This is a genomic window from Leifsonia sp. KNZ13-11D, from assembly GCF_056754895.1.
This window is the reverse complement of record NZ_JBPGWU010000001.1, coordinates 2,149,566-2,171,526: the sequence shown is the minus strand read 5'-3', so window position 1 is coordinate 2,171,526 and position 21,961 is coordinate 2,149,566. Positions and strand designations below refer to the sequence as shown.

Below are 21,961 nucleotides of genomic sequence, written 5' to 3'. Positions count from 1 at the left end.
GGCTACTGCGCCCGATCGCCAGAACAAGGAGCACTCCGCATGGCAACCAGCAACAACGGCATCATCGACCCGCCCATCGACGACCTCCTGTCGCGTGTCGAGTCGAAGTACGCCCTCGTGATCTTCGCGTCCAAGCGGGCCCGTCAGATCAACGACTACTACGCCGACCTGCACGAGGGCAGCCTGTTCGACAACGTGGGCCCGCTGGTCGACTCCTCCGTCGACGACAAGCCGCTCTCGGTCGCCCTGCACGAGATCAACGAGGACAAGCTCGTCCTGAAGCCGATCGCCGCCGAGTAGTCAGCATCCGCCGCACGCAGCAGTAGAGCCGCAGACGACCGCAGCCGGGCAGCGCCCCGGCCGAGGAGAGGTGCCGCCGTTGAGCCCACGATTGACCATCGTCGTCGGAGTGACCGGCGGCATCGCCGCGTACAAGGCCGTCGGAGTCATCCGGGCCCTGGTCCTCGAAGGCCACTCGGTGCACGTGGTCGCGACGGAGGCGGCGCTGCGGTTCGTGGGCCGTCCGACGCTGGAGGCGATCAGCCGCAACCCGGTCGCGACCGACCTCTACGAGGGCGTCGCCGAGGTGCGCCACGTGGCGATCGGGCAGTCGGCCGACCTCATCGTCATCGCCCCGGCCACCGCCAACACGATCGCCAAGCTGGCGGCGGGCATCGCCGACGACCTCCTCGGCAACACGGTCCTCGCATCCACGGCGCCCCTGGTGATCGCCCCCGCGATGCACACCGAGATGTGGCGCAACCCGGCCACCGTGGCGAACATCGCCACCCTGCGGAGCCGTGGCGTCACTGTGGTGGGCCCCGCAAGCGGGCAGCTCACCGGCACCGACTCCGGCCCCGGCCGCATGGAGGAGCCGGAGGTGATCGTGCGGTCCGCGCTCCGCGCCGCGGGAATCGTCCCGCGCGCGGTGGAGCCGCCGGCCCCCGTGGCGCTGACCGCAGGATCCGACGCCGCCGTCAACGACGTCGTCGTGCTCTCCGAGCGCCGCCGTGCGAACGAGGCGGCCAAGCGGCCCCGGGGCGGCGTCGACCTGGCGGGCAAGCGCGTCGTCGTCACCGCCGGAGGCACGCGCGAGCCGCTCGACCCGGTGCGCTTCCTCGGCAACCGTTCCAGCGGGCGGCAGGGCGTCGCGATCGCCGCTGCGGCGCAGGCCCGCGGCGCCGACGTCGTGCTGATCGCCGCCCATCTCGAGGTGGAGCCGCCCGAGGGCGTGGAGCTCATCGCCGTCCAGACCGCGCTCGAACTGCAGGAGGCGGTGCAGGAGGCCGCCCGGGCGGCCGACATCGTCGTCATGACCGCCGCGGTCGCGGACTACCGCCCGGCGGAGACCCGCGACGCGAAGATCAAGAAGTCCGAGCACGGCGACACGCTGACGCTCGAGCTGGTCGCCAACCCCGACATCCTGGCCGGGCTCTCCGCGAACCGGCGCGACGGCCAGGTGGTCGTCGGCTTCGCCGCCGAGACCGAGCCGGACCCCCAGGCGCTCATCCACCTCGGCCGCACGAAGCTCGAAGCCAAGGGCAGCGACTTCCTCGTGCTCAACCAGGTGGGCTGGTCGCAGGGCTTCGCAACGGAGAGCAACGAGGTCGTGGTCCTGCGAAAGGGCGGCGATATAGTGATGGAGGCCTCGGGCAGCAAGCTGTCGGTGGCCGACCGTATCCTCGACGTCATCGCCTAGCCGGCGCGTCCGAGACGATCCGGCCGCGACCCTCACACCCGTCGTCGACCAGGGAGAACCATGGCAGATCTGCGTCTCTTCACGTCCGAGTCCGTCACCGAGGGCCACCCGGACAAGATCTGCGACCAGATCTCCGACAGCATCCTGGATGCCCTGCTCACCGTCGACCCGCACAGCCGCGCCGCCGTCGAGACCCTGGTGACGACGGGACTCGTCCACGTCGCCGGCGAGGTCACCTCCAGCGGCTACGTGGAGATCCCGGCGCTGGTGCGCAACAAGCTCGTCGAGATCGGCTACGACTCGTCCGACGTCAGCTTCGACGGCACGCAGTGCGGCGTCTCCGTCTCGATCGGAGCGCAGTCGCCCGACATCGCGCAGGGCGTCGACAACGCGCTCGAGACCCGCGCCGAGCAGAGCCACGACGACCTCGACCGTCAGGGCGCCGGCGACCAGGGCATCATGTTCGGCTACGCCACCACGGAGACGCCGCAGTACATGCCGCTCCCCATCTGGCTGGCCCACCGCCTCGCCGAGCGCCTGGCGTCGGTCCGCAAAGACGGAACGCTCGACTACCTGCGACCCGACGGCAAGACCCAGGTCACGATCGGCTACGAGGGCTCCGTGCCGAAGTCGGTGCAGACCGTCGTGCTGTCGACGCAGCACGCCCCGCAGGTGTCGAACGAGCAGCTGCAGGCCGAGATCGTCGAGGAGGTCATCAACCCGGTGCTCCACACCGCCGGGCTCGAGACCTCTCATATCCGCACCCTGATCAACCCGACCGGCCGCTTCGAGATCGGCGGCCCCAAGGGCGACGCCGGGCTGACCGGCCGCAAGATCATCGTCGACACCTACGGCGGGGCCTCCCGCCACGGCGGCGGCGCCTTCTCGGGCAAGGACCCGTCGAAGGTCGACCGCTCCGCCGCGTACGCGATGCGCTGGGTGGCGAAGAACGCGGTCGCCGCCGGCTTCGCCGACCGGCTCGAGGTGCAGATCGCCTACGCGATCGGCAAGGCCGCACCGGTCGGGCTCTACGTCGAGACGTTCGGCACGGGGAAGGTGCCCGAGGAGCGCATCATCGCCGCGATCCGCGACGTGTTCGACCTGCGGCCGGCCGCGATCATCCGCGACCTCGATCTGCTGCGCCCGATCTACGCCCGCACCGCCACCTACGGCCACTTCGGCCGCGAACTGCCCGAGTTCACCTGGGAGCGGCTCGACCGCGTCGACGACCTGCGCTCGGCCGCGGGGATCTAGCGGTGGCGGCGGCCGCACGGGTCGCCCGGGTGGTCATCGATTCGCCGCTCCCGCAGCTCGACCACCTCTTCGACTACGCCATCCCGGAGGAGCTCGCCGCCGACGCGGTGCCGGGCGTGCGCGTGCGCGTGCCGCTGCGCTCCGCGGGTCGCGTGGCCGACGGGTATCTCGTCGAGGTGGGCGACCCGGACGACGGGTTCGAGGGGACGCTGAGCCCGCTGGAGGCGGTCGTCTCGCCCGCGCGCGTGCTCATGCCGGGCGTCTGGCGGCTGGCGCGGCGCTTGGCGGACCGCAGCGCGGGCACGGCATGCGACATCCTGCGCCTCGCGGTGCCTGGCCGTATGGTGCGGGTCGAGAAGGCGTGGCTGGCCGCGCGCGCGGCGGCGCCGGGAGCGTCCCAGGCCCCTGCGCCGGCGCCGGCGCCTACGCCTGCGCCTGTGGCGGTGCGCGGGTACGGCGAGCGGGTGCTGGAGGATGCGGTCGCGCGCGACGAGCGGATCGCGCTGCGCGCCATCCCGCGCCTGGTCCCGCTGCCCGACGGAACGTGGGTCGGGGAGTGGGCGGTCACCCTCGCGACGCTGGCCGCCGACTGCTGGCGCGGCGGTCGCACGGCGATCGTCGCGGTGCCCGACCACCGCGACCTGGAGCAGCTTGCCGCCGCACTGTCCGTCGTGGCCCCGGCGGGCGCCGTGGTGCGGGCCGACGCCGGGCAGGCGAACACCGACCGGTACCGCGGGTTCCTGGAGGCGCTGTCCGGCCCGCGCATCGTGATCGGCAACCGCTCCGTCGTCTACGCGCCCGCCGAGCGGCTGGGGCTGCTGGTGGTCTGGGAGGACAGCGACCCCCTCCACGCCGAACCCCTCAGCCCGTACGTGCACACGCGCGACGCCGCCCTCGTGCGCCAGGAGCTCGAGGGATGCGCGCTCGTGCTGAGCGGCAACATCCGGAGCGTCGAAACGCAGCGGCTGGTCGAGCTCGGCTGGCTGCGCGACGTCGGGCCCGAGCGCGTCACGTCGCCGAAGGTCGTGCTGACCGCCAATCAGCAGGCGCCGGAGCCGATGGCCCGGGCTGCGCGCATCCCGTCGCCCGCCTGGCGCGCCGCGCGCGAGGCCCTGAACGGCGACAGCGGGCGGCCGCGCGGACCGGTGCTCGTGCAGGTGGCGCGCCCGGGTTACGCGCCCGTGATCGCGTGCGCGAATTGCGGCCAGGCCGCCCGGTGCATGAACTGCAAGGGGCCGCTGCACCAGACGCGCGCCGGCTCTCCGCCGTCGTGCAGCGTCTGCGGGCGGCTCGCGACCGAGTGGCAGTGCGAGCACTGCGAGCACCGCCGGTTCCGGATGGTGACGGTCGGCTCGGGCCGGACGGCCGAGGAGCTGGGGCGCGCGTTCCCCGGCACGCGGGTCATCCTCGCCGACGGCGACCACCCCGTTCAGCGCATCGGATCGGCGCCCGCTCTCGTCGTGGCCACCCGCGGGGCCGAGCCGATCGCGGAGGGCGGCTACCAGGCGGTGCTGCTTCTCGACGGCGAACGGATGCTCGCCCGCGAGAGCCTGCACGTCGCCGAGGACTGCCTGCGCTGGTGGCAGAGCGCCGCCGGTCTCGCCGCGCCCGGAGCGCCGACGGTGCTGGTCGGCGTGTCCGGGCCGCTCGCGCGCGACTTCGCCACCGGCCGCCTCGTCGAGTTCGCCCACGAGGAGCTGGTCGACCGGCGGGAGCTGCGGTTCCCGCCCGCCGTGCGCCTGGCATCCGTCACCGGCACGGAGGCGACGGTGTCCGAGGTGATCGCCGCCGTCGACACGGCGCTGCTCGTGGATGTGCTGGGCCCCGCCCCGGTCGAGCCCGACTCCCGCGCGGCCCGCTCGGGACCGGACCTGGTCCGGGCGGTCCTCCGGTTCGAGTACGCCCACGGCGGCGACGTGGCGGCGGCCGTCCGGGCCGCCGTCGTGAAGAACGCGACGCGGCGGCGCCGCGCGCCCGCGGGCAAGCCGGGCTACCGGCCGGCGCCGACGCTGCGAGTGCGCTTCGACGACCCCGAGATCCTCTGACCTCCGGTCGACCGCAGCGGTGGATGGACGCGCGGGCGGAGTAGGCTGGATCGCCGTCCCGACCGAAAGAACCTTCCCCATGCGCATCGTCTTCGCCGGCACCCCCGCCGTTGCCGTCCCGTCGCTCGAGGCCGTCGCGGCCCGGCACGAGGTGGTCGCCGTCGTCACCCGCGAGGATGCGCCGCTCGGCCGCAAGCGCGTGCTCACGCCGTCGCCGGTCGCCGAGGCGGCCGAGCGCCTCGGCCTCCCGGTGCTGAAGGCGAACCGGCTGCGCGAGGAGGTCACCGAGCGCATCGCCGCGCTCGAACCGGACCTCGGCGTCGTCGTGGCGTACGGGGGACTGGTGCGCGAGCCGCTACTGTCCCTCCCGCGCCTCGGCTGGGTGAACCTCCACTTCTCGCTGCTGCCGCGCTGGCGGGGCGCCGCGCCGGTGCAGCACGCTGTGATCGCGGGCGACACGGAGACGGGCGCCGCGGTGTTCCACCTGGTGCCCGAGCTCGACGCCGGCGCTGTGTACGCCCAGCTGCGGCGTCCCATCGGCCCGGAGGAGACCGCGGGGCAGCTCCTCGAGGCTCTGGCGGGCGACGGCGCCGCCCTGCTGGCCGACACCGCGGATGCTCTCGCGGCGGGCACGGCGCAGGCGGTGCCCCAGGCCGGGGAGGTCACCCTCGCGCCCAAGCTGACGATCGAGGATGCGCGGCTCGACCTGACGCAGCCCGCGGACCGGGTGCACGCGCGGCTCCGCGGGGTGACGCCCGAGCCAGGGGCGTTCGTGCTGCTCGGGGAGGAACGGTTCAAGATCCACGAGGCGCACCGCACGACGGGGGAGCCGCCGCTGCCGCCCGGGGCGGTCGAGGTGCGCGACCGACGCGTTCTGGTCGGAACCGGCACGGACCCCCTGGAGCTCGTCACGGTGCAGCCCGCCGGCAAGCGGGCGATGCCGGCGGCCGACTGGCTCCGGGGCGCGACCGCCCCGTCGGGCGCAGCGGTGGTGCTCTCGTGAGCGCGCAGCAGCGTCGCGGACCGGCGCGGCCGCAGCACACCGCCGTGCAGCCCGCCCGGCGCGTCGCTCTGGATGTGCTCACCGCCGTCCGCGAGTCCGACGCCTACGCCAACCTCCTGCTGCCGACGCGGATCGCCCGCGCGGCCCTGTCGACCGCCGACGCGGCGCTCGCGACCGAGCTGACGTACGGCACCCTGCGCATGCAGGGCTACTACGACCGCGTGATCGCCATCGCCGCGGGCCGTCCCGTCGACCGCATCGACCCTCCGCTGCTCGACGTGCTCCGGCTCGGGGCGCACCAGCTGCTGTCGACGCGCGTCGCGGCCCACGCCGCAGTGAACGAGTCCGTCGGGCTCGCGCGCGAGGTGGGAAGCCGCTCCGGCACCGGGTTCGTCAACGGCGTGCTGCGCGAGATCGGCCGCCACACCCCCGAGGAGTGGCGCGACCAGGTCGCGAGCCGGGCGAAGAACGAGGACGACCGCATCGCGGCCCTGACGTCGCATCCCGTCTGGGTGGTGCGCGCTCTGCGACGGTCGCTCGAGGCGGAGGGACGGGTCGACGAGCTCGAGGAGCTCCTGGAGGCCGACAACACGGCTCCGCGCGTCAACCTGATCGCGCTGCCCGGGCTCGCGACAGAGCCGGAGGATGCGCGCCCGGACCGGTTCTCGCCGCCCGGGTTCACGGTCGGCGGCGGCGATCCGCAGGGGCTGGTCGAGGAGTCGGGCGGCCGCATCCGGGTGCAGGACGAGGGATCGCAGCTCGCGGCGCTCGCGCTCACCCGCGCGCAGCCGGTGCTGGCGGGGGAGCGCTGGCTCGACCTGTGCGCCGGTCCCGGCGGCAAGGCCGCGCTGCTCGCCGCGGAGGCTCTGGCCGGCGGGGCGACCCTCGTCGCGAACGAGCTCGTCCCAGCACGGGCCGAGCTGGTGCGCCGGGCGCTCGCGCCGGTGCCGCTCGATGTCCCGGTGTGGGAGCTCGACGGCGTCGCGGTCGGCACCAAGCATCCGGAGGCCTTCGACCGCATCCTGCTCGACGCGCCCTGCACCGGCCTCGGCGCCCTGCGCCGCCGACCGGAGGCGCGCTGGCGCAAGACGCCGCGCGACGTGGCCGAGCTGACCATCCTGCAGACCGCGCTGCTCGACTCGGCGATCGCGGCGCTCAAGCCCGGCGGCCTGCTCGCCTACGTCACCTGCTCGCCGCACCTCGGCGAGACCCGCGGCATCGTGGCGTCCGCGCTGGAACGGCACGGCGACGTGCTCGAGCAGGAGGCCACGGCCGAGACGGTGCAGGCCTTCGCGAACGAGCGGCTGGACCTGGCGGGCGATCCGGCGACGGTGCAGCTCTGGCCGCACCGCCACCGGACGGACGCCATGTTCATCGCGCTGCTCCGCAAACGCGCCGCGTAGCCGCCGCCTAGGCTGGGAGCATGGGACACGTCCGCATCAATCCGAGCATCCTGGCCGCAGACTTCGTCAACATGCAGAGCGAGGTGGAGCGCATCCGCACCGCCGATCTGGTCCACGTGGACGTGATGGACAACCACTTCGTCCCCAACCTGACCTTCGGGCCGCAGATGGTGGGCCGAATCCAGGACGTCAGCCCCATCCCGCTGGATGTGCACCTGATGATCGACGACCCCGATCGCTGGGCGCCCGGCTACGCGGAGCTCGGGGCGTACTCGGTGACCTTCCACGCGGAGGCGGCGCACGACCCGGTCGCCCTCGCCCGGAAGCTTCGGGCGATCGGCGCCCGCGCGGGCATCGCGGTGAAGCCCGGCACCGGCGTCGAGCGGTACCTCGACCTCCTGGAGGAGTTCGACCAGGTGCTCGTGATGACCGTCGAGCCCGGGTTCGGCGGCCAGTCGTTCATGCCCGAGACGATGCCGAAGTTGCAGGCGCTGCGCGCCGCCGTCGAGGCACGCGGGCTCGACGTCTGGCTGCAGGTGGACGGTGGGATCACCGAGGAGACGATCGCCACGGCCGCCGCGGCGGGCGCCGACACGTTCGTCGCGGGCTCCAGCGTCTTCCGCGGCGAGCCGGCCGAGCGCATCGCCGCGCTCCGCGACGCCGCACTGGCGCACGCGCACTGACGCCCGCCCCACCCCACGGCGCCCCTTCTGCGCACATTCGTGCCGAATGCGGCGAAACCGCGTCCCACATCCCACATTCGTGCGGAATGGCGTTTCCGCGTCAGCGACGCATTCGTCACGAATGTCGCGTCAGCGACGGCGGGAGGCGACATTCGTCACGAATGTCGCGTCAGCGACGGCGGGAGGGGACATTCGTCACGAATGTCGCCCCGCGAGCACGGAGGGGGAGGTGCGGGAGCGCGGCGCGCGGCGCCGCGGGCGGGAACGGTAGGGTAGCAGGGTGAAAACCTTCGACGACCTCTTCGCCGAGCTCACCGAGAAGGCCCGCACGCGTCCGGAGGGCTCGGGCACCGTTCGCGAGCTCGACGCCGGTGTGCACGCCATCGGCAAGAAGATCGTGGAGGAGGCCGCCGAGGTCTGGATGGCCGCCGAGTACGAGTCCGACGACGCGCTGGCGGAGGAGGCGTCGCAGCTGCTCTATCACCTGCAGGTCCTGCTGCTCGCCAAGGGGCTGACCCCGGCCGACGTGTACCGACATCTGTGATGGCCTGACCTCCATCCCATCGTCCTCTCACGTCACGAAAGATCCCCATGCTGAAGATCGCCGTCCCGAACAAGGGCTCCCTCTCCGAGACCGCGGCGCAGATGCTGCACGAAGCCGGCTACGTCGGCCGCCGCGACCCCAAGGAGCTCATCGTCACCGACGCCCGCAACGGCGTCGAGTTCTTCTACCTTCGCCCGCGCGACATCGCCACCTACGTCGGCTCCGGTGCCCTCGACGTCGGCATCACCGGCCGCGACCTGCTGCTCGACTCCGGCTCGTCGGCCGCGGAGATCAGCGCGCTCGACTTCGCCGCGTCCACGTTCCGTTTCGCCGGGCCCGCCGGTGTCTTCTCCGAGCTCACCGACCTGGAGGGCAAGCGCGTCGCCACGAGCTACCCCGGACTCGTCGGCGCGTTCCTCGGCGAGCACGGCGTCTCCACCACCTTGATCAAGCTGGACGGCGCGGTGGAGTCCGCGGTCCGGTTGGGCGTCGCCGACGCGGTCGCCGACGTGGTCGAGACCGGTTCCACGCTCCGCAAGCAGGGCCTGGAGATCTTCGGCCCCGTGATCCTCGAGTCGGAGGCGGTGCTCATCTCGTCGCCCGCGCCGGCGACGGGCGTCGACACGCTGGTCCGCCGCCTGCAGGGCGTCATGGTGGCCCGCCAGTACGTGCTGGTCGACTACAACCTCCCGGTGGCCCTGCTCGACCGGGCCGTCGCGCTCACGCCCGGCGTCGAGTCGCCGACCGTGTCGCCGCTGGGCGAACCGGACTGGGTGGCCGTCCGCGTCATGATCAAGCGGGAGCAGACCAACCGCATCATGGACGACCTGTACGAGCTGGGCGCGCGCGCCATCCTGGTGACGTCCATCCACGCTGCGCGGATCTGATGAGCGTCTCGGTCCGGGTCATACCCTGTCTCGACGTGGCCGCCGGCCGCGTGGTGAAGGGCGTCAACTTCCAGAACCTGCGCGACCAGGGCGACCCGGTCGAGCTGGCGCGCCAGTACTTCGAGCAGGGTGCCGACGAGTTGACCTTCCTGGATGTGACGGCCACCGTCCACGACCGCGCCACCACCTACGACGTGGTGCGCGCGACGGCGGAGCAGGTGTTCATCCCGCTGACGGTCGGCGGCGGCGTGCGCAGCCCGGAGGACGTGGCGAAGCTGCTCGGCCACGGCGCCGACAAGGTGGGCGTCAACTCGGCGGCGATCGCGCGTCCCGAACTGATCGCCGAGATCGCCGACCGTTTCGGCGCCCAGGTGCTGGTGCTGTCTCTGGATGTGAAGCGCTCGGCGGCGACGCCGTCCGGTTTCGTCGTCACGACGCACGGCGGACGCACCGAGACCGACCTCGACGCCCTGGAGTGGGCGGCCCGCGCGATCGGACTGGGAGCGGGGGAGCTGCTCGTCAACTCGATCGACGCCGACGGCACCAAGGAGGGCTTCGACCTGGAGCTGATCCGAGAGATGCGTGCGATCAGCAGCGTCCCGGTGATCGCCTCGGGCGGGGCCGGCCGGGTGCAGGATTTCGTGCCCGCGATCGAAGCGGGGGCGGATGCGGTGCTCGCCGCGAGCGTGTTCCACCAGGGCGAGCTGACCATCGAACAGGTGAAGGACGAACTGGCCGCGGCCGGGATGGAGGTCCGCCGATGAACGCCACGAACGGCAACGGAACCAACGCCACGAACATCGCCGACCCGGGGGCCGTGCTGGAGCGCATCCGCTTCACCGACACGGGTCTGGTGCCCGCGATCATCCAGCAGTGGGACACCCGCGAGGTGCTCATGATGGGCTGGATGGACGCCGAGGCGTTCCGGCGCACGATGAGTGAGGGCCGCGTCACCTTCTGGTCGCGCTCCCGCAAGGAGTACTGGCGCAAGGGCGACACGTCCGGGCACGTCCAGTACGTCAAGGGCGCCGCGCTCGACTGCGACGGCGACACCCTGCTGGTGACGGTCGACCAGATCGGCGCCGCCTGCCACACCGGAACGCGGACGTGCTTCGACGCCGACGTGCTGGAGCCGGTCGTGGGCGCGAGTCCCGAGATCGAGGCGGCCGACCTGTGACCGGCGCCGCGATCGACACCGACGCCGCGACGACCACCCGGGCCGCGTTCGACGCCCTGGTCGCCGACCACCGCGTGGTCCCGGTGGTTCGCGAGCTCTTCGCCGACGGCGAGACGCCCGTTGGCATCTACCGCAAGCTCGCGGCCGGGCGGCCGGGCACGTTCCTGCTGGAGTCGGCGGAGCAGGGCGGCATCTGGTCCCGGTTCTCGTTCGTCGGCGCCGCTTCGTTCGGCGTGCTGACGCAGCAGGGGGACGACGTCCGCTGGCTCGACTACGGGCTGTCCGCCGAGCGCGCCCTCGGGAGCGACGGCGCGCTCCGGCCGCTGGACGCCCTCGCGGCGCTGCACGCGCGCTGGCAGACCCCGCGCATCCCGGGCCTGCCGCCGCTGACCGGCGGTCTCGTCGGCTTCATCGGGTGGGAGGCGATCCGGCAGATCGAGCGCCTGCCCGACGCCCCGCCGGCCGACATGGACGTTCCGGGACAGGCGCTCGCGTTCGTCGCCGACCTCGCGGTGGTCGACCACCGGACCGGCACGGTGAAGCTGATCGCCAACGCCCTCGCCGACGGCGTGGAGGAGACCGACGGCCTGTGGCGGGATGCGCAGGGCCGGCTGGACCGCATGCAGCGGGAGCTCGCCCAGTCGTCGGAGGCCTGGCTCGCGCACGTCGACCTGGCCGCCCCGGCGGATCCGGTGTCGCGCACGCGGCGGGAGGACTTCCTCGCGTCGGTCGTGACCGCCAAGCGGCGGATCGTGGACGGCGACATCTTCCAGGTCGTCATCTCGCAGCGCTTCGAGCTGGAGTGCACGGCCCCTGCCCTCGACGTGTACCGCGTGCTGCGGGCGCTCAACCCGAGCCCGTACATGTACCTGCTGTCGCTGGAGAAGCCGGACGGCGAGCGCTACGAGATCGTCGGGTCGTCGCCCGAAGCGCTGGTGAAGGTGCAGGAGGGACGCGCGTTCACGCATCCCATCGCCGGCTCCCGGCCGCGCGGCGCCACGCCCGAAGAGGATCTGGAACTCGAGACGTCCCTGCTCGCCGACGACAAGGAGCGTGCGGAGCACCTCATGCTCGTCGACCTGGCCCGCAACGACCTGCTCAAGGTGTGCGAGGCCGGCACGGTCGAGGTCACCGAGTTCATGCGCATCGAGCGGTTCAGCCACATCATGCACATCGTGTCGTCCGTCGAGGGCGACCTGCTGCCGGACGCCACCGCCGTCGACGCGTTCCGCGCGACGTTCCCCGCGGGGACGCTGTCGGGTGCGCCGAAGCCCATGGCGCTGCGCATCATCGACGAGCTGGAGCCCGCACAGCGCGGCGTCTACGGCGGCGTGATCGGCTACTTCGACTTCGCCGGCGACGCCGACCTCGCGATCGCCATCCGGACGGCCACCATCATGGGCGGCGTCGCGCGGGTCCAGGCCGGCGGGGGACTGGTCGCCGACTCGGTTCCGGAAAGCGAGTTCCAGGAGTCGCAGAACAAGGCGGCGGCGCCGCTGCGCGCGGTGGCGGTCGCCAACGCGATGCGCCCGGTGCCGCGGGACGGGGACCGGTGACCGGCCGCCGCGCCAAGTACTCGACGATGCTGCTCCTCGTCGTGGGGAGCGTGCTCACCCTGCTCGCGGCGACGCAGCCGTGGTTCACCATCCGGCTCACCGACACGGCGGAGCACTCCAGCACGCTGGCCGTGGCCGGGTCGACCGCCGCTCCGGCGCTCACCGCGCTGGCGCTGGCGGGGCTCGCGCTGACCGCCGCGCTGGCGATCGCGGGGCCGGTGTTCCGGATCGTCCTGGCGTTGCTGGGCGTTCTGCTCGGCGTCTCTGTGCTGATCTCGGCGATCACCGCGGTGTCGGATGCGGTGCGCGCGTCCGCCTCGGCGATCACGACGGCGACCGGCGTGGCGGGCGACGCGTCCATCCGCCGCCTGGTGCACTCCGTCGACATCCAGCTGTGGCCGTGGGTCGCCGTGGCCGGCGGCGTGCTCGTCGTGCTCGCTTCGGCGGCCGTCGTCGTCTTCTCGCGCCTCTGGCCCGGCGCGTCGCGCAAGTACCAGACCCGGTTCGCCGGCGAGGACGGCCGCTCGGTCGAGGAGATCGTCGCCTCCGCGGACGCCGCGGACGCCGAGGACGCCGCGGACGCCGACGAGACGGTGGATGCCACGGTCCGCGACCACGCCGCTCGCCCCGCGCAGGCGCCCGGGGTGGGCGACGACGAGGCCGACGGCGACACGCCCGACGAACCCCGGACACTCGACCGCGATACCGCGATCGACAGCTGGGACGAGCTCACCCGCGGCGACGACCCCACCAGGTGAGCGACGCCGCGAACCACTAGACTGGACGCGTTCCATCCCCTCGTGCGTGCCGTCGGGCGCGCACCCGACATGCAGGAGTCCCATGAGCAGCGAGTCAGTCGAGCCCGGTCACGGTCACTCGCCGGCGGCATGGACGGCCGTGATCATCATGCTGGTCGCCTTCACCATCGGCGCCGTCGCGTTCTTCTTCGACGCGCCGATCATCGTCTGGGCGGCGGCCGGTCTCGCCATCATCGGTCTGATCGTCGGCTGGGTCATGAAGCGCGCGGGCTACGGAGTGGGCGGCTCCAAGTACACCCCGAAGGGCCACTGATCCGTGCTCGCCGACCTCGTCGCCGGCGCGCTCGAAGACGCTGACCGCCGGCGCGCCGAGCGGCCGCTGGCCCAGGTGGAGGCCGAGGCCCTCGCCCGTCCCGCCGCCCTCGACGCCCTGGCGACGCTCGCTCCGGCGGAGCGCGTCAAGATCATCGCCGAGGTGAAGCGCGCGAGCCCGTCGCGCGGGTCGCTGGCCGAGATCGCCGACCCGGCCGCGCTGGCCGTCTCCTACGAGACCGGCGGGGCCAGCGCGATCAGCGTGCTGACCGAGGAGCGCCGCTTCCGCGGCTCCCTCGCCGACCTGGAGGCCGTCCGCGAGGCGGTCTCGATCCCGGTGCTCCGCAAGGAGTTCGTCTCCGATCCGTACCAGGTGTTCGAGGCCCGCGCCGCGGGCGCCGACCTGGTGCTGCTCATCGTGGCCGCCCTCGACCAGCAGCGGCTCGTCGAGCTGCACGGCCTGATCACCGAGCTCGGCATGACCAGCCTGGTGGAGGCGCACTCGGCTGACGAGCTCAGCCGCGCGCTCGACACGGGCGCCGGTCTCGTGGGCGTCAACGCCCGCGACCTCACAACGTTCGAGCTGGATCGGGACCTGTTCGGCCGCCTGGCCGACCGCATCCCGTCCGGCGTCATCCGCGTGGCGGAGTCGGCCGTGAAGTCGGCCGACGACGTCGCGCACTACCGGGCGGCGGGCGCCGATGTGGTGCTCGTCGGCGAGGCGCTCGTCACGAGCGACCCCGTCGCGACGCTCGGAGAGTTCCTGGGAGTCTGATGTCCCTCCGCACTGAGCAGGGTCCGTACTTCGGCGACTTCGGCGGGCGGTTCGTCCCCGAGTCGTTGGTCGCAGCGCTCGACGAGCTGTCGGCGGCGTGGGAGGAGGCGAAGGCCGATCCCGCGTTCCATGCCGAGCTGAACGAGCTGCACCGCAGCTACACCGGCCGTCCGTCGATCATCACGGAGGTGCCGCGGTTCGCCGAGCACGCGGGCGGCGCGCGCATCATCCTGAAGCGCGAAGACCTCAACCACACCGGTTCGCACAAGATCAACAACGTGCTCGGCCAGGCCATCCTGACCAAGCGCATCGGCAAAAGCCGGGTGATCGCCGAGACCGGCGCCGGCCAGCACGGGGTCGCCACCGCGACCGCGGCCGCCCTGTTCGGCCTCGAGTGCACCATCTACATGGGGGAGGTCGACACCGAGCGCCAGGCACTCAACGTCGCCCGGATGCGCCTGCTCGGCGCCGAGGTCGTGGCCGTGAAGACCGGCTCGCGCACCCTGAAGGACGCGATCAACGACGCGATGCGCGACTGGGTCACCAACGTCGGGCACACCAACTACATCTTCGGCACGGTTGCAGGTCCGCACCCGTTCCCGGCGATGGTCCGCGACCTCCAGAAGATCATCGGCGAGGAGGCGCGCGAGCAGGTGCTCGCCCTGACCGGCCGGCTCCCGGATGCGGTCGCGGCGTGCGTGGGCGGCGGCTCCAACGCCATGGGCATCTTCCACGCGTTCCTGGACGACGAGGATGTGCGCCTGCTCGGCTTCGAGGCGGGCGGCGAGGGCGCCGAGACCCCGCGCCACGCGGCCACGATCACCAAGGGCCGCCCCGGCGTGCTCCACGGCGCCCGCTCGATGCTGCTGCAGGACGAGGACGGCCAGACCATCGAGTCCCACTCGATCTCGGCGGGCCTCGACTACCCGGGCGTCGGTCCGGAGCACGCGTGGCTGGCGCAGATCGGCCGCGCCGAGTACCGCCCGGTCTCGGACGCCGACGCGATGGACGCCCTCCGCCTGCTCAGCCGCACGGAGGGCATCATCCCCGCCATCGAGTCGTCGCACGCCCTCGCGGGTGCGCTGGTGCTCGGGCGCGAGCTCGGCCCGGACGGGATCGTCCTGGTGAACCTCAGCGGCCGCGGCGACAAGGACATGGAGACCGCGGGCCGCTACTTCGACCTCCTCGACGCCGGCGCGGTGCAGTCGTGAGCGCGGTCGTCGGGAGCCGCGTCGCCGACGTCATCGCCCAGCGGAACGCCGAAGCCGCCGGCGCCCTCATCGGCTACCTGCCCGCGGGCTTCCCCGATCTGCGCACCAGCGTGGATGCCGCGGTCGCCCTGGCGGAGAACGGCGTCGACGTCATCGAGCTCGGCCTGCCCTACTCAGACCCGGTGATGGACGGCGCGGTCATCCAGGCCGCCACGCAGCAGGCGCTCGGCGCCGGCTTCCGCCTGCGCGACGGCTTCACCGCCGTGCGCGAGATCACCGCCCGGGTCGACATCCCGGTGCTGGTGATGACCTACTGGAACCCGGTGCTGCAGTACGGCGTCGACCGGTTCGCCGACGACCTGGTGGAGGCCGGGGGAGCCGGGCTGATCACGCCCGACCTCATCCCGGACGAGGGCGCCGACTGGCTCGCCGCCTCCGACCGCGCCGGGCTCGACCGCGTCTTCCTCGCGGCGCCCAGCTCGACCGACACCCGGCTCAAGCAGGCCGTCGATGCGAGCCGCGGCTTCGTCTACGCCGTGTCCACCATGGGCATCACCGGCGCGCGGACGGATGTGGATGCGGCGGCGCGCACCCTCGTCGGCCGCCTTCGCGACGCGGGCGCGACCAGCGCGTGCGTCGGGCTCGGCATCTCGTCCGCGGCGCAGGTCGCCGAGGTGCTCGAGTACGCCGACGGCGCGATCGTCGGGTCGGCGCTCGTCAAGGCGCTCGGCGACGGCGGCGTCGCCGAGGCCGGTCGTGTGGCGGCCGCCCTGGCCGGCGGCACGAACCGCTCCTGACCGCGTTCTAGACTGAACGGGCGACGCGCGACGTTCCGCGCCGCATTCCCATGATCGAAAGGTAGTCATCCGGTGGCCCTGACCATGAGCAGCTGGTTCGCCAGCATCCCCAGCCCCGGGCCGGAGTGGCAGCAGATCCCGATCGACATCTTCGGGCTGCACTGGCGCATCCAGACGTACGCCATCATGATCCTGATCGGCATCGTCATCGCGGCGATGTGGACCTCGCGCCGCCTCACCAAACGCGGCGCCGAGCCGGGTGTCATCCTCGACATCCTGATCCCGGTGGTCGTGCTCGGCATCGTCGGAGCCCGCCTCTACCACGTGGTCACCCACCCCGGCGACTACTTCTACCCGGGCGCGGACCTCTGGAAGGTCTTCGCGATCTGGGAGGGCGGCAACGCGATCTTCGGCTCGCTGCTCGGCGGCGCCGTCGGCGCCTGGATCGGCTGCCGCTGGACGGGCATCCGCTTCTGGACCTTCGCCGACGCCCTCGCCCCGGCGCTGCTGCTCGCGCAGGCGATCGGCCGCCTCGGCAACTGGTTCAACCAGGAGCTCTTCGGCCTTCCGACCGACCTCCCGTGGGGACTGCAGATCGACTCCGGCAACAAGGCCATCCCGGTCGGGCTGCCCGACGGCACCCTGTTCCAGCCGCTGTTCCTGTACGAGATCATCTGGAACGTCATCGGCGTCGTGCTGCTCGTGCTCATCGGGCGCCGCTTCCACCTCCAGTGGGGCAAGCTGTTCGCGCTGTACCTGGTCTGGTACGGCCTGGGCCGCTCGTACCTGGAGTCCATCCGCATCGACCCGAGCGAGTTCTCGTTCCTGGGCATCCCGACCAACGTCTGGGCCGCCTTCGTCGCCGTGGTGCTCGGGCTCGTGATCTTCTTCGTCCAGTCCAGGCGCCACCCAGGAATGGAGCCCAGCCCGTACCGGCCGGGTCGTGAGTGGGTGCGACCGGATGCTGAGGTAGACTCTGACGACACGGACCTGGACGAGACGGACACCACCGACGACGACGGTGTGCCTGCCGGGTCCGCTTCGGCCAAGGCCACAAGCCCCACGAACGGATGAAACCCCGACGGCTCGAAGTAACCACCGTCGAGGCGATCCCACGCACCTGACCGCACCGGACGGGGCCACACACGGCCCCCGGCGAGCGGCGGAATCCACAGCCCGGGCCGATGGCGTCCCCGCACCCAACATCCCCACATCCACGACACTGTGAGGACGGTCGACAGATGGCGCTCACGCCTCCCCATTCCCGCTTCGGGACCGTGCCAGGCCCGCAGGGCCTGTACGACCCTGCCCACGAGAAGGACGCCTGCGGTCTCGCCATGGTCGCGACCCTCCGGGGCACGGCCGGGCACGACATCATCGACGCCGCGCTCGAGGCGCTGCGTCACCTGGAGCACCGCGGCGCGGTCGGCTCCGACGCCGGCACCGGTGACGGTGCGGGCATCATCACCCAGGTGCCGGACGCGTTCCTGCGTGCCGTCGCAGGGTTCGAGCTGCCCGCTGCCGGCCGCTACGCCGTCGGCAACGCGTTCCTCCCGACCGACGGGTCCGAGCGCGCCGAGGTCAAGGCCGCCGTCGAAGCGATCGCCGGCGAGCACGAGCTGACGGTGCTCGGCTGGCGCGAGGTGCCGGTCCGCCCCGAGGAGCTGGGCACGCTCGCGCGCCAGGCCATGCCCGTGATCGAGCAGCTGTTCGTCGCCTCCACGCGGGTGGGCGACGACGGCCAGCCGGTCTCCGGCATCGCGATCGACCGGCAGACCTTCTTCCTGCGCAAGCGCGCCGAGCGCGAGCTCGACCTGTACTTCTCGTCGCTGTCGAGCCGCACCCTCGTCTACAAGGGCATGGTGACGACCCTCCAGCTGGAGCCGTTCTACCCCGACCTGTCGGACGAGCGCTTCGCCTCCAAGCTCGCGCTGGTGCACTCCCGCTACTCCACGAACACGTTCCCGTCGTGGCCGCTGGCGCAGCCGTTCCGCATGATCGCCCACAACGGCGAGATCAACACCGTGCAGGGCAACCGCAACTGGATGCGCGCGCGCCAGTCGCAGCTGGAGAGCGAGCTGCTCGGCGACCTGCGCCCGATCTTCCCGATCGTCACGCCCGGGGCGAGCGACTCGGCGTCCTTCGACGAGGTCGTGGAGCTCATCTCGCTGAGCGGCCGCCCGCTGCCCCACGCCGTCATGATGATGGTGCCGGAGGCGTGGGAGAACCAGACCGAGATCGACCCGGTCCGCCGCGCGTTCTACGAGTACCACTCGATGCTCATGGAGCCGTGGGACGGCCCCGCCGCGATCGTCTTCACCGACGGCTCCCTCGTCGGTGCGACCCTCGACCGCAACGGGCTGCGTCCCGGCCGCTACGTCGTGACGAACGACGGGCTCGTCGTGCTCGCCTCCGAGATCGGCGTGCTCGACATCGACCCCAGCCGCGTGGTCCGCAAGGGCCGGCTGCGCCCCGGCCGCATGTTCCTCGTCGACACGGTCGCCGGCCGGCTGATCGAGGACGAGGAGATCAAGTCCGAGCTCGCCGCCGGAGCTCCGTACGGAGAGTGGCTGGACGAGGGCCGGATCAACCTCAAGGACCTCCCGGAGCGCGAGCACATCGTGCACACCCCGGCGTCGATCGTGCGCCGCCAGCGGACGTTCGGCTACACCGAGGAGGAGGTCCGAATCCTCCTGAAGCCGATGGCGACCACCGGCGCCGAGCCGCTCGGCGCGATGGGGTCGGACACGCCGGTCGCGGTGCTCTCGGAGCGCCCGCGCCTGCTCTTCGACTACTTCACGCAGCAGTTCGCCCAGGTGACGAACCCGCCGCTCGACTCGATCCGCGAAGAGGTCGTCACCTCGCTGAAGCTGGGCCTCGGCCCGGAGCGGAACCTGCTGACGGCCGGTCCCGAGCACGCCAAGCAGGTCGTGCTCGACTTCCCGGTGATCGACAACGACGAGCTGGCGAAGATCCAGCACATCGACCCGCGCCCCGGCAGCCGCCTGACCACGACCGTGCGCGGCCTGTACCGGTCGGACGCCGGACCGGACGCGCTCGAGCGCCGGCTCGCCGAGATGTGCGACGAGGTCGACGAGGCGATCGCGGCCGGCGCGCAGTTCATCGTGCTGAGCGACCGCGACTCCACGAAAGACCTGGCGCCCATCCCGTCGCTGCTCATGCTCGCCGCGGTGCACCACCACCTGATCCGCTCCGAGACCCGCATGAAGGCCGGTCTCATCGTGGAGGCGGGCGACGTGCGCGAGGTGCACCACGTCGCGCTGCTGATCGGCTACGGCGCCTCGGCGATCAACCCGTACCTCGCGATGGAGACCTGCGAGGAGCTCGTCCGCAGCGGCATGATCACCGGTGTCACGCCCGAGAAGGCCGTCAAGAACGTGATCAAGGCGCTCGGCAAGGGCGTACTCAAGATCATGTCCAAGATGGGCATCTCGACCGTCTCGTCGTACGCGGGCGCCCAGGCGTTCGAAGCAGTCGGCCTGAGTCAGGAGTTCGTGGACCAGTACTTCACGGGCACCACCAGCAAGCTCGGCGGCGTCGGGATCGACGTGATCGCGGCCGAGAACCTGGCACGCCACGAGAGCGCCTACCCGGCGGAGGGCGCCGCGCTCGCGCACGAGCGCCTGGCGACCGGCGGCGAGTACCAGTGGCGCCGCGACGGCTCGCCGCACCTCTTCAACCCGGAGACGGTGTTCCGCCTCCAGCACGCGACGCGCACCCGCCGCTACGACGTCTTCCGCGAGTACACCCGGCTGGTCGACGACCAGGCCGAGTCGCTGATGACCCTGCGCGGGATGTTCTCGCTCAAGACGGGCGAGCGGCCGCCGGTGCCGATCGACGAGGTCGAGTCGGTGGAGTCCATCGTCAAGCGGTTCTCCACGGGTGCGATGAGCTACGGCTCGATCTCGCAGGAGGCGCACGAGACGCTCGCGATCGCCATGAACCGGCTCGGCGCCAAGTCGAACACCGGTGAGGGCGGCGAGGACCTCGACCGTCTGCTCGACCCGGAGCGCCGCAGCGCGATCAAGCAGGTCGCGTCGGGCCGCTTCGGCGTGACGTCGATGTACCTGACGCACGCCGACGACATCCAGATCAAGCTCGCCCAGGGCGCGAAGCCGGGGGAGGGCGGCCAGCTGCCGCCCACCAAGGTGTACCCGTGGGTCGCCCGCACCCGTCACGCGACGGCGGGCGTCGGCCTCATCTCGCCGCCCCCGCACCACGACATCTATTCGATCGAAGACCTCAAGCAGCTCATCTTCGACCTGAAGCGCGCCAACCCGAGCGCCCGCATCCATGTCAAGCTCGTCTCCGAGTCGGGCATCGGCGCAGTCGCGGCGGGCACGGCGAAGGCGCTGGCCGACGTCATCCTGGTCTCCGGGCACGACGGCGGCACCGGCGCCTCGCCGGTCAACTCGCTGAAGCACGCGGGCACGCCGTGGGAGCTGGGTCTCGCCGAGACGCAGCAGACGCTGATGCTGAACGGGATGCGCGAGCGCGTCGTCGTGCAGGTGGACGGCCAGCTGAAGACCGGCCGCGACGTCATCGTCGGTGCGCTGCTGGGCGCCGAGGAGTTCGGTTTCGCGACCGCGCCGCTCGTCGTCTCCGGCTGCATCATGATGCGCGTCTGCCACCTCGACACCTGCCCGGTCGGCGTCGCCACCCAGAACCCCGAGCTGCGCGCCCGGTTCTCGGGCAAGCCGGAGTTCGTGGTCAACTTCTTCGAGTTCATCGCGGAGGAGGTGCGCGAGTACCTCGCCGCCCTCGGCTTCCGCTCGCTGGAAGAGGCGATCGGACACGCCGAGCTGCTCGACGTGGACCGCGCGATCGACCACTGGAAGGCGTCCGGCCTCGACCTGTCACCCATCCTGCACGGCCCCGCGTTCGGCCCGGAGGCGCCGCGGCGCAATGGCCGCACGCAGGACCACGAGCTCGAGCGGCACTTCGACGTGCAGCTGATCGAGGCGGCCAGCGACGTGCTCGAGCACGGCGGCCACCTGGAGCTGTCGCTCCCGATCCGCAACACCGAGCGCGCGGTCGGCACGATGCTGGGCCACGAGGTCACTCTGCGCCACGGCGAGAACGGGCTGCCGACGGGCTCCATCGACATCACGCTGACCGGCTCCGCCGGCCAGTCGCTCGGCGCGTTCCTCCCGGCGGGCATCACGCTGCGGCTGGAGGGCGACTCGAACGACTACGTCGGCAAGGGCCTCTCGGGCGGTCGGATCGTCGTGCGGCCGCCGCGGGACAGCGTGTTCCCCGCCGAGCGCAACGTCATCGCGGGCAACGTGATCGGCTACGGCGCGACGCAGGGCAGCATGTTCATCCGCGGCATCGTGGGCGAGCGGTTCCTGGTGCGCAACTCGGGCGCGACTGCGGTCGTCGAGGGCGTGGGCGACCACGCGCTCGAGTACATGACCGGCGGCCTCGCCGTGATCCTCGGCGGCACCGGCCGGAACCTGGGCGCCGGAATGTCCGGCGGCACGGCCTACGTCCACGGCCTGAAGCCCGAGCGCGTGAACCGCGATGCGCTCGCGAGCGGCGAGCTGGAGCTCCTCCCGCTCGGGAGCGCCGACATCGAGATCGTCCGCGACCTGCTGGAGCAGCACGTCGCCGAGACCGGCTCGGCGCTGGCGACGGGGATGCTGGAGGACTTCGACGCGACCGTCGCGAAGTTCGTGAAGGTGCTGCCGCGCGACTACGCGGCCGTGCTGCAGATGCGTCAAGAAGCCGTCGACGAGGGTCTCGACCCCGACGGCGACATCGTGTGGAACCGGATTCTGGAGGTGACCGGCGGATGATGCTGCCTGATCCACGAGGATTCGTCGCAATGGAGGTG

At 72.1% G+C, this 21,961-nt stretch carries 19 protein-coding genes; all 19 read left to right on the top strand.

Features of this window, described 5'->3' with window-relative positions:
* Positions 1-39 precede the first annotated feature (39 nt).
* The 19 genes from rpoZ (at position 40) to gltB (ending at position 21,923) form a co-directional block, all read left to right on the top strand.
* A complete protein-coding gene (gene rpoZ / locus ACR9Y5_RS10830; RefSeq protein WP_018191197.1) occupies positions 40-300 on the top strand; it encodes a DNA-directed RNA polymerase subunit omega in 261 nt (86 codons plus the stop codon).
* A gap of 91 nt (positions 301-391) precedes the next feature.
* A complete protein-coding gene (locus ACR9Y5_RS10825) occupies positions 392-1,699 on the top strand; it encodes a bifunctional phosphopantothenoylcysteine decarboxylase/phosphopantothenate synthase (protein ID WP_481299557.1) in 1,308 nt (435 codons plus the stop codon).
* A 60-nt stretch (positions 1,700-1,759) separates the two neighbouring features.
* On the top strand, positions 1,760-2,953 hold the full coding sequence (gene metK / locus ACR9Y5_RS10820; RefSeq protein WP_481297961.1) for a methionine adenosyltransferase: 1,194 nt from the start codon (positions 1,760-1,762) through the stop codon (positions 2,951-2,953).
* A gap of 2 nt (positions 2,954-2,955) precedes the next feature.
* On the top strand, positions 2,956-4,998 hold the full coding sequence (locus ACR9Y5_RS10815) for a primosomal protein N' family DNA-binding protein (RefSeq protein WP_481297960.1): 2,043 nt from the start codon (positions 2,956-2,958) through the stop codon (positions 4,996-4,998).
* 79 nt (positions 4,999-5,077) lie between these two features.
* Positions 5,078-6,001, top strand: coding sequence for a methionyl-tRNA formyltransferase (fmt, locus tag ACR9Y5_RS10810; protein ID WP_481297959.1), 924 nt, complete (start codon positions 5,078-5,080; stop codon positions 5,999-6,001).
* Positions 5,998-7,404, top strand: a complete 1,407-nt coding sequence (locus tag ACR9Y5_RS10805; protein WP_481297958.1) for an RsmB/NOP family class I SAM-dependent RNA methyltransferase — start codon at positions 5,998-6,000, stop codon at positions 7,402-7,404. Before fmt ends, ACR9Y5_RS10805 begins: the two co-directional genes overlap by 4 nt.
* A gap of 20 nt (positions 7,405-7,424) precedes the next feature.
* A complete protein-coding gene (rpe, locus tag ACR9Y5_RS10800) occupies positions 7,425-8,087 on the top strand; it encodes a ribulose-phosphate 3-epimerase (RefSeq protein WP_481297957.1) in 663 nt (220 codons plus the stop codon).
* A gap of 280 nt (positions 8,088-8,367) precedes the next feature.
* Complete coding sequence (locus ACR9Y5_RS10795; RefSeq protein ID WP_481297956.1) at positions 8,368-8,631, top strand: phosphoribosyl-ATP diphosphatase; 264 nt, start codon at positions 8,368-8,370, stop codon at positions 8,629-8,631.
* 47 nt (positions 8,632-8,678) lie between these two features.
* Positions 8,679-9,518: an ATP phosphoribosyltransferase gene (hisG, locus tag ACR9Y5_RS10790; RefSeq protein ID WP_481297955.1), complete on the top strand. Its 840-nt coding sequence runs from the start codon at positions 8,679-8,681 to the stop codon at positions 9,516-9,518.
* Positions 9,518-10,282 carry an imidazole glycerol phosphate synthase subunit HisF gene (gene hisF / locus ACR9Y5_RS10785; RefSeq protein ID WP_481297954.1) on the top strand — a complete coding sequence of 255 codons (765 nt, stop codon included), beginning with the start codon at positions 9,518-9,520 and terminating at the stop codon, positions 10,280-10,282. The genes hisG and hisF overlap by 1 nt, the downstream gene beginning before the upstream one ends.
* Complete coding sequence (gene hisI, locus ACR9Y5_RS10780) at positions 10,279-10,695, top strand: phosphoribosyl-AMP cyclohydrolase (protein WP_481297953.1); 417 nt, start codon at positions 10,279-10,281, stop codon at positions 10,693-10,695. Before hisF ends, hisI begins: the two co-directional genes overlap by 4 nt.
* Positions 10,692-12,251, top strand: a complete 1,560-nt coding sequence (locus ACR9Y5_RS10775; RefSeq protein ID WP_481297952.1) for an anthranilate synthase component I — start codon at positions 10,692-10,694, stop codon at positions 12,249-12,251. The genes hisI and ACR9Y5_RS10775 overlap by 4 nt, the downstream gene beginning before the upstream one ends.
* Positions 12,248-13,009: a Trp biosynthesis-associated membrane protein gene (locus ACR9Y5_RS10770; protein WP_481297951.1), complete on the top strand. Its 762-nt coding sequence runs from the start codon at positions 12,248-12,250 to the stop codon at positions 13,007-13,009. The genes ACR9Y5_RS10775 and ACR9Y5_RS10770 overlap by 4 nt, the downstream gene beginning before the upstream one ends.
* 82 nt (positions 13,010-13,091) lie before the next feature.
* Positions 13,092-13,322, top strand: a complete 231-nt coding sequence (locus ACR9Y5_RS10765) for a DUF6704 family protein (RefSeq protein WP_481297950.1) — start codon at positions 13,092-13,094, stop codon at positions 13,320-13,322.
* Positions 13,323-13,325: 3 nt separating this feature from the next.
* Positions 13,326-14,096 carry an indole-3-glycerol phosphate synthase TrpC gene (gene trpC, locus ACR9Y5_RS10760; protein ID WP_481297949.1) on the top strand — a complete coding sequence of 257 codons (771 nt, stop codon included), beginning with the start codon at positions 13,326-13,328 and terminating at the stop codon, positions 14,094-14,096.
* On the top strand, positions 14,096-15,307 hold the full coding sequence (gene trpB, locus ACR9Y5_RS10755) for a tryptophan synthase subunit beta (RefSeq protein ID WP_481297948.1): 1,212 nt from the start codon (positions 14,096-14,098) through the stop codon (positions 15,305-15,307). The genes trpC and trpB overlap by 1 nt, the downstream gene beginning before the upstream one ends.
* Complete coding sequence (trpA, locus tag ACR9Y5_RS10750) at positions 15,304-16,104, top strand: tryptophan synthase subunit alpha (RefSeq protein WP_481297947.1); 801 nt, start codon at positions 15,304-15,306, stop codon at positions 16,102-16,104. Before trpB ends, trpA begins: the two co-directional genes overlap by 4 nt.
* Positions 16,105-16,188: 84 nt before the next feature.
* Positions 16,189-17,178, top strand: a complete 990-nt coding sequence (lgt, locus tag ACR9Y5_RS10745) for a prolipoprotein diacylglyceryl transferase (RefSeq protein WP_481299556.1) — start codon at positions 16,189-16,191, stop codon at positions 17,176-17,178.
* A gap of 167 nt (positions 17,179-17,345) precedes the next feature.
* The gene (gene gltB / locus ACR9Y5_RS10740) at positions 17,346-21,923 is read left to right on the top strand and encodes a glutamate synthase large subunit (RefSeq protein ID WP_481297946.1); all 4,578 of its coding nucleotides are present in this window, start codon (positions 17,346-17,348) and stop codon (positions 21,921-21,923) included.
* The last annotated feature ends 38 nt before the right edge of the window (positions 21,924-21,961 follow it).

Excerpts from the sequence above, each read along its gene's own strand:
- rpoZ (WP_018191197.1), top strand. The coding sequence starts at position 40 with ATGGCAACCAGCAACAACGGCATCATCGACCCGCCCATCGACGACCTC.
- metK (WP_481297961.1), top strand. The coding sequence starts at position 1,760 with ATGGCAGATCTGCGTCTCTTCACGTCCGAGTCCGTCACCGAGGGCCAC.
- fmt (WP_481297959.1), top strand. The coding sequence starts at position 5,078 with ATGCGCATCGTCTTCGCCGGCACCCCCGCCGTTGCCGTCCCGTCGCTC.
- rpe (WP_481297957.1), top strand. The coding sequence starts at position 7,425 with ATGGGACACGTCCGCATCAATCCGAGCATCCTGGCCGCAGACTTCGTC.
- hisG (WP_481297955.1), top strand. The coding sequence starts at position 8,679 with ATGCTGAAGATCGCCGTCCCGAACAAGGGCTCCCTCTCCGAGACCGCG.
- hisF (WP_481297954.1), top strand. The coding sequence starts at position 9,518 with ATGAGCGTCTCGGTCCGGGTCATACCCTGTCTCGACGTGGCCGCCGGC.
- hisI (WP_481297953.1), top strand. The coding sequence starts at position 10,279 with ATGAACGCCACGAACGGCAACGGAACCAACGCCACGAACATCGCCGAC.
- ACR9Y5_RS10765 (WP_481297950.1), top strand. The coding sequence starts at position 13,092 with ATGAGCAGCGAGTCAGTCGAGCCCGGTCACGGTCACTCGCCGGCGGCA.
- trpB (WP_481297948.1), top strand. The coding sequence starts at position 14,096 with ATGTCCCTCCGCACTGAGCAGGGTCCGTACTTCGGCGACTTCGGCGGG.
- lgt (WP_481299556.1), top strand. The coding sequence starts at position 16,189 with ATGAGCAGCTGGTTCGCCAGCATCCCCAGCCCCGGGCCGGAGTGGCAG.
- gltB (WP_481297946.1), top strand. The coding sequence starts at position 17,346 with ATGGCGCTCACGCCTCCCCATTCCCGCTTCGGGACCGTGCCAGGCCCG.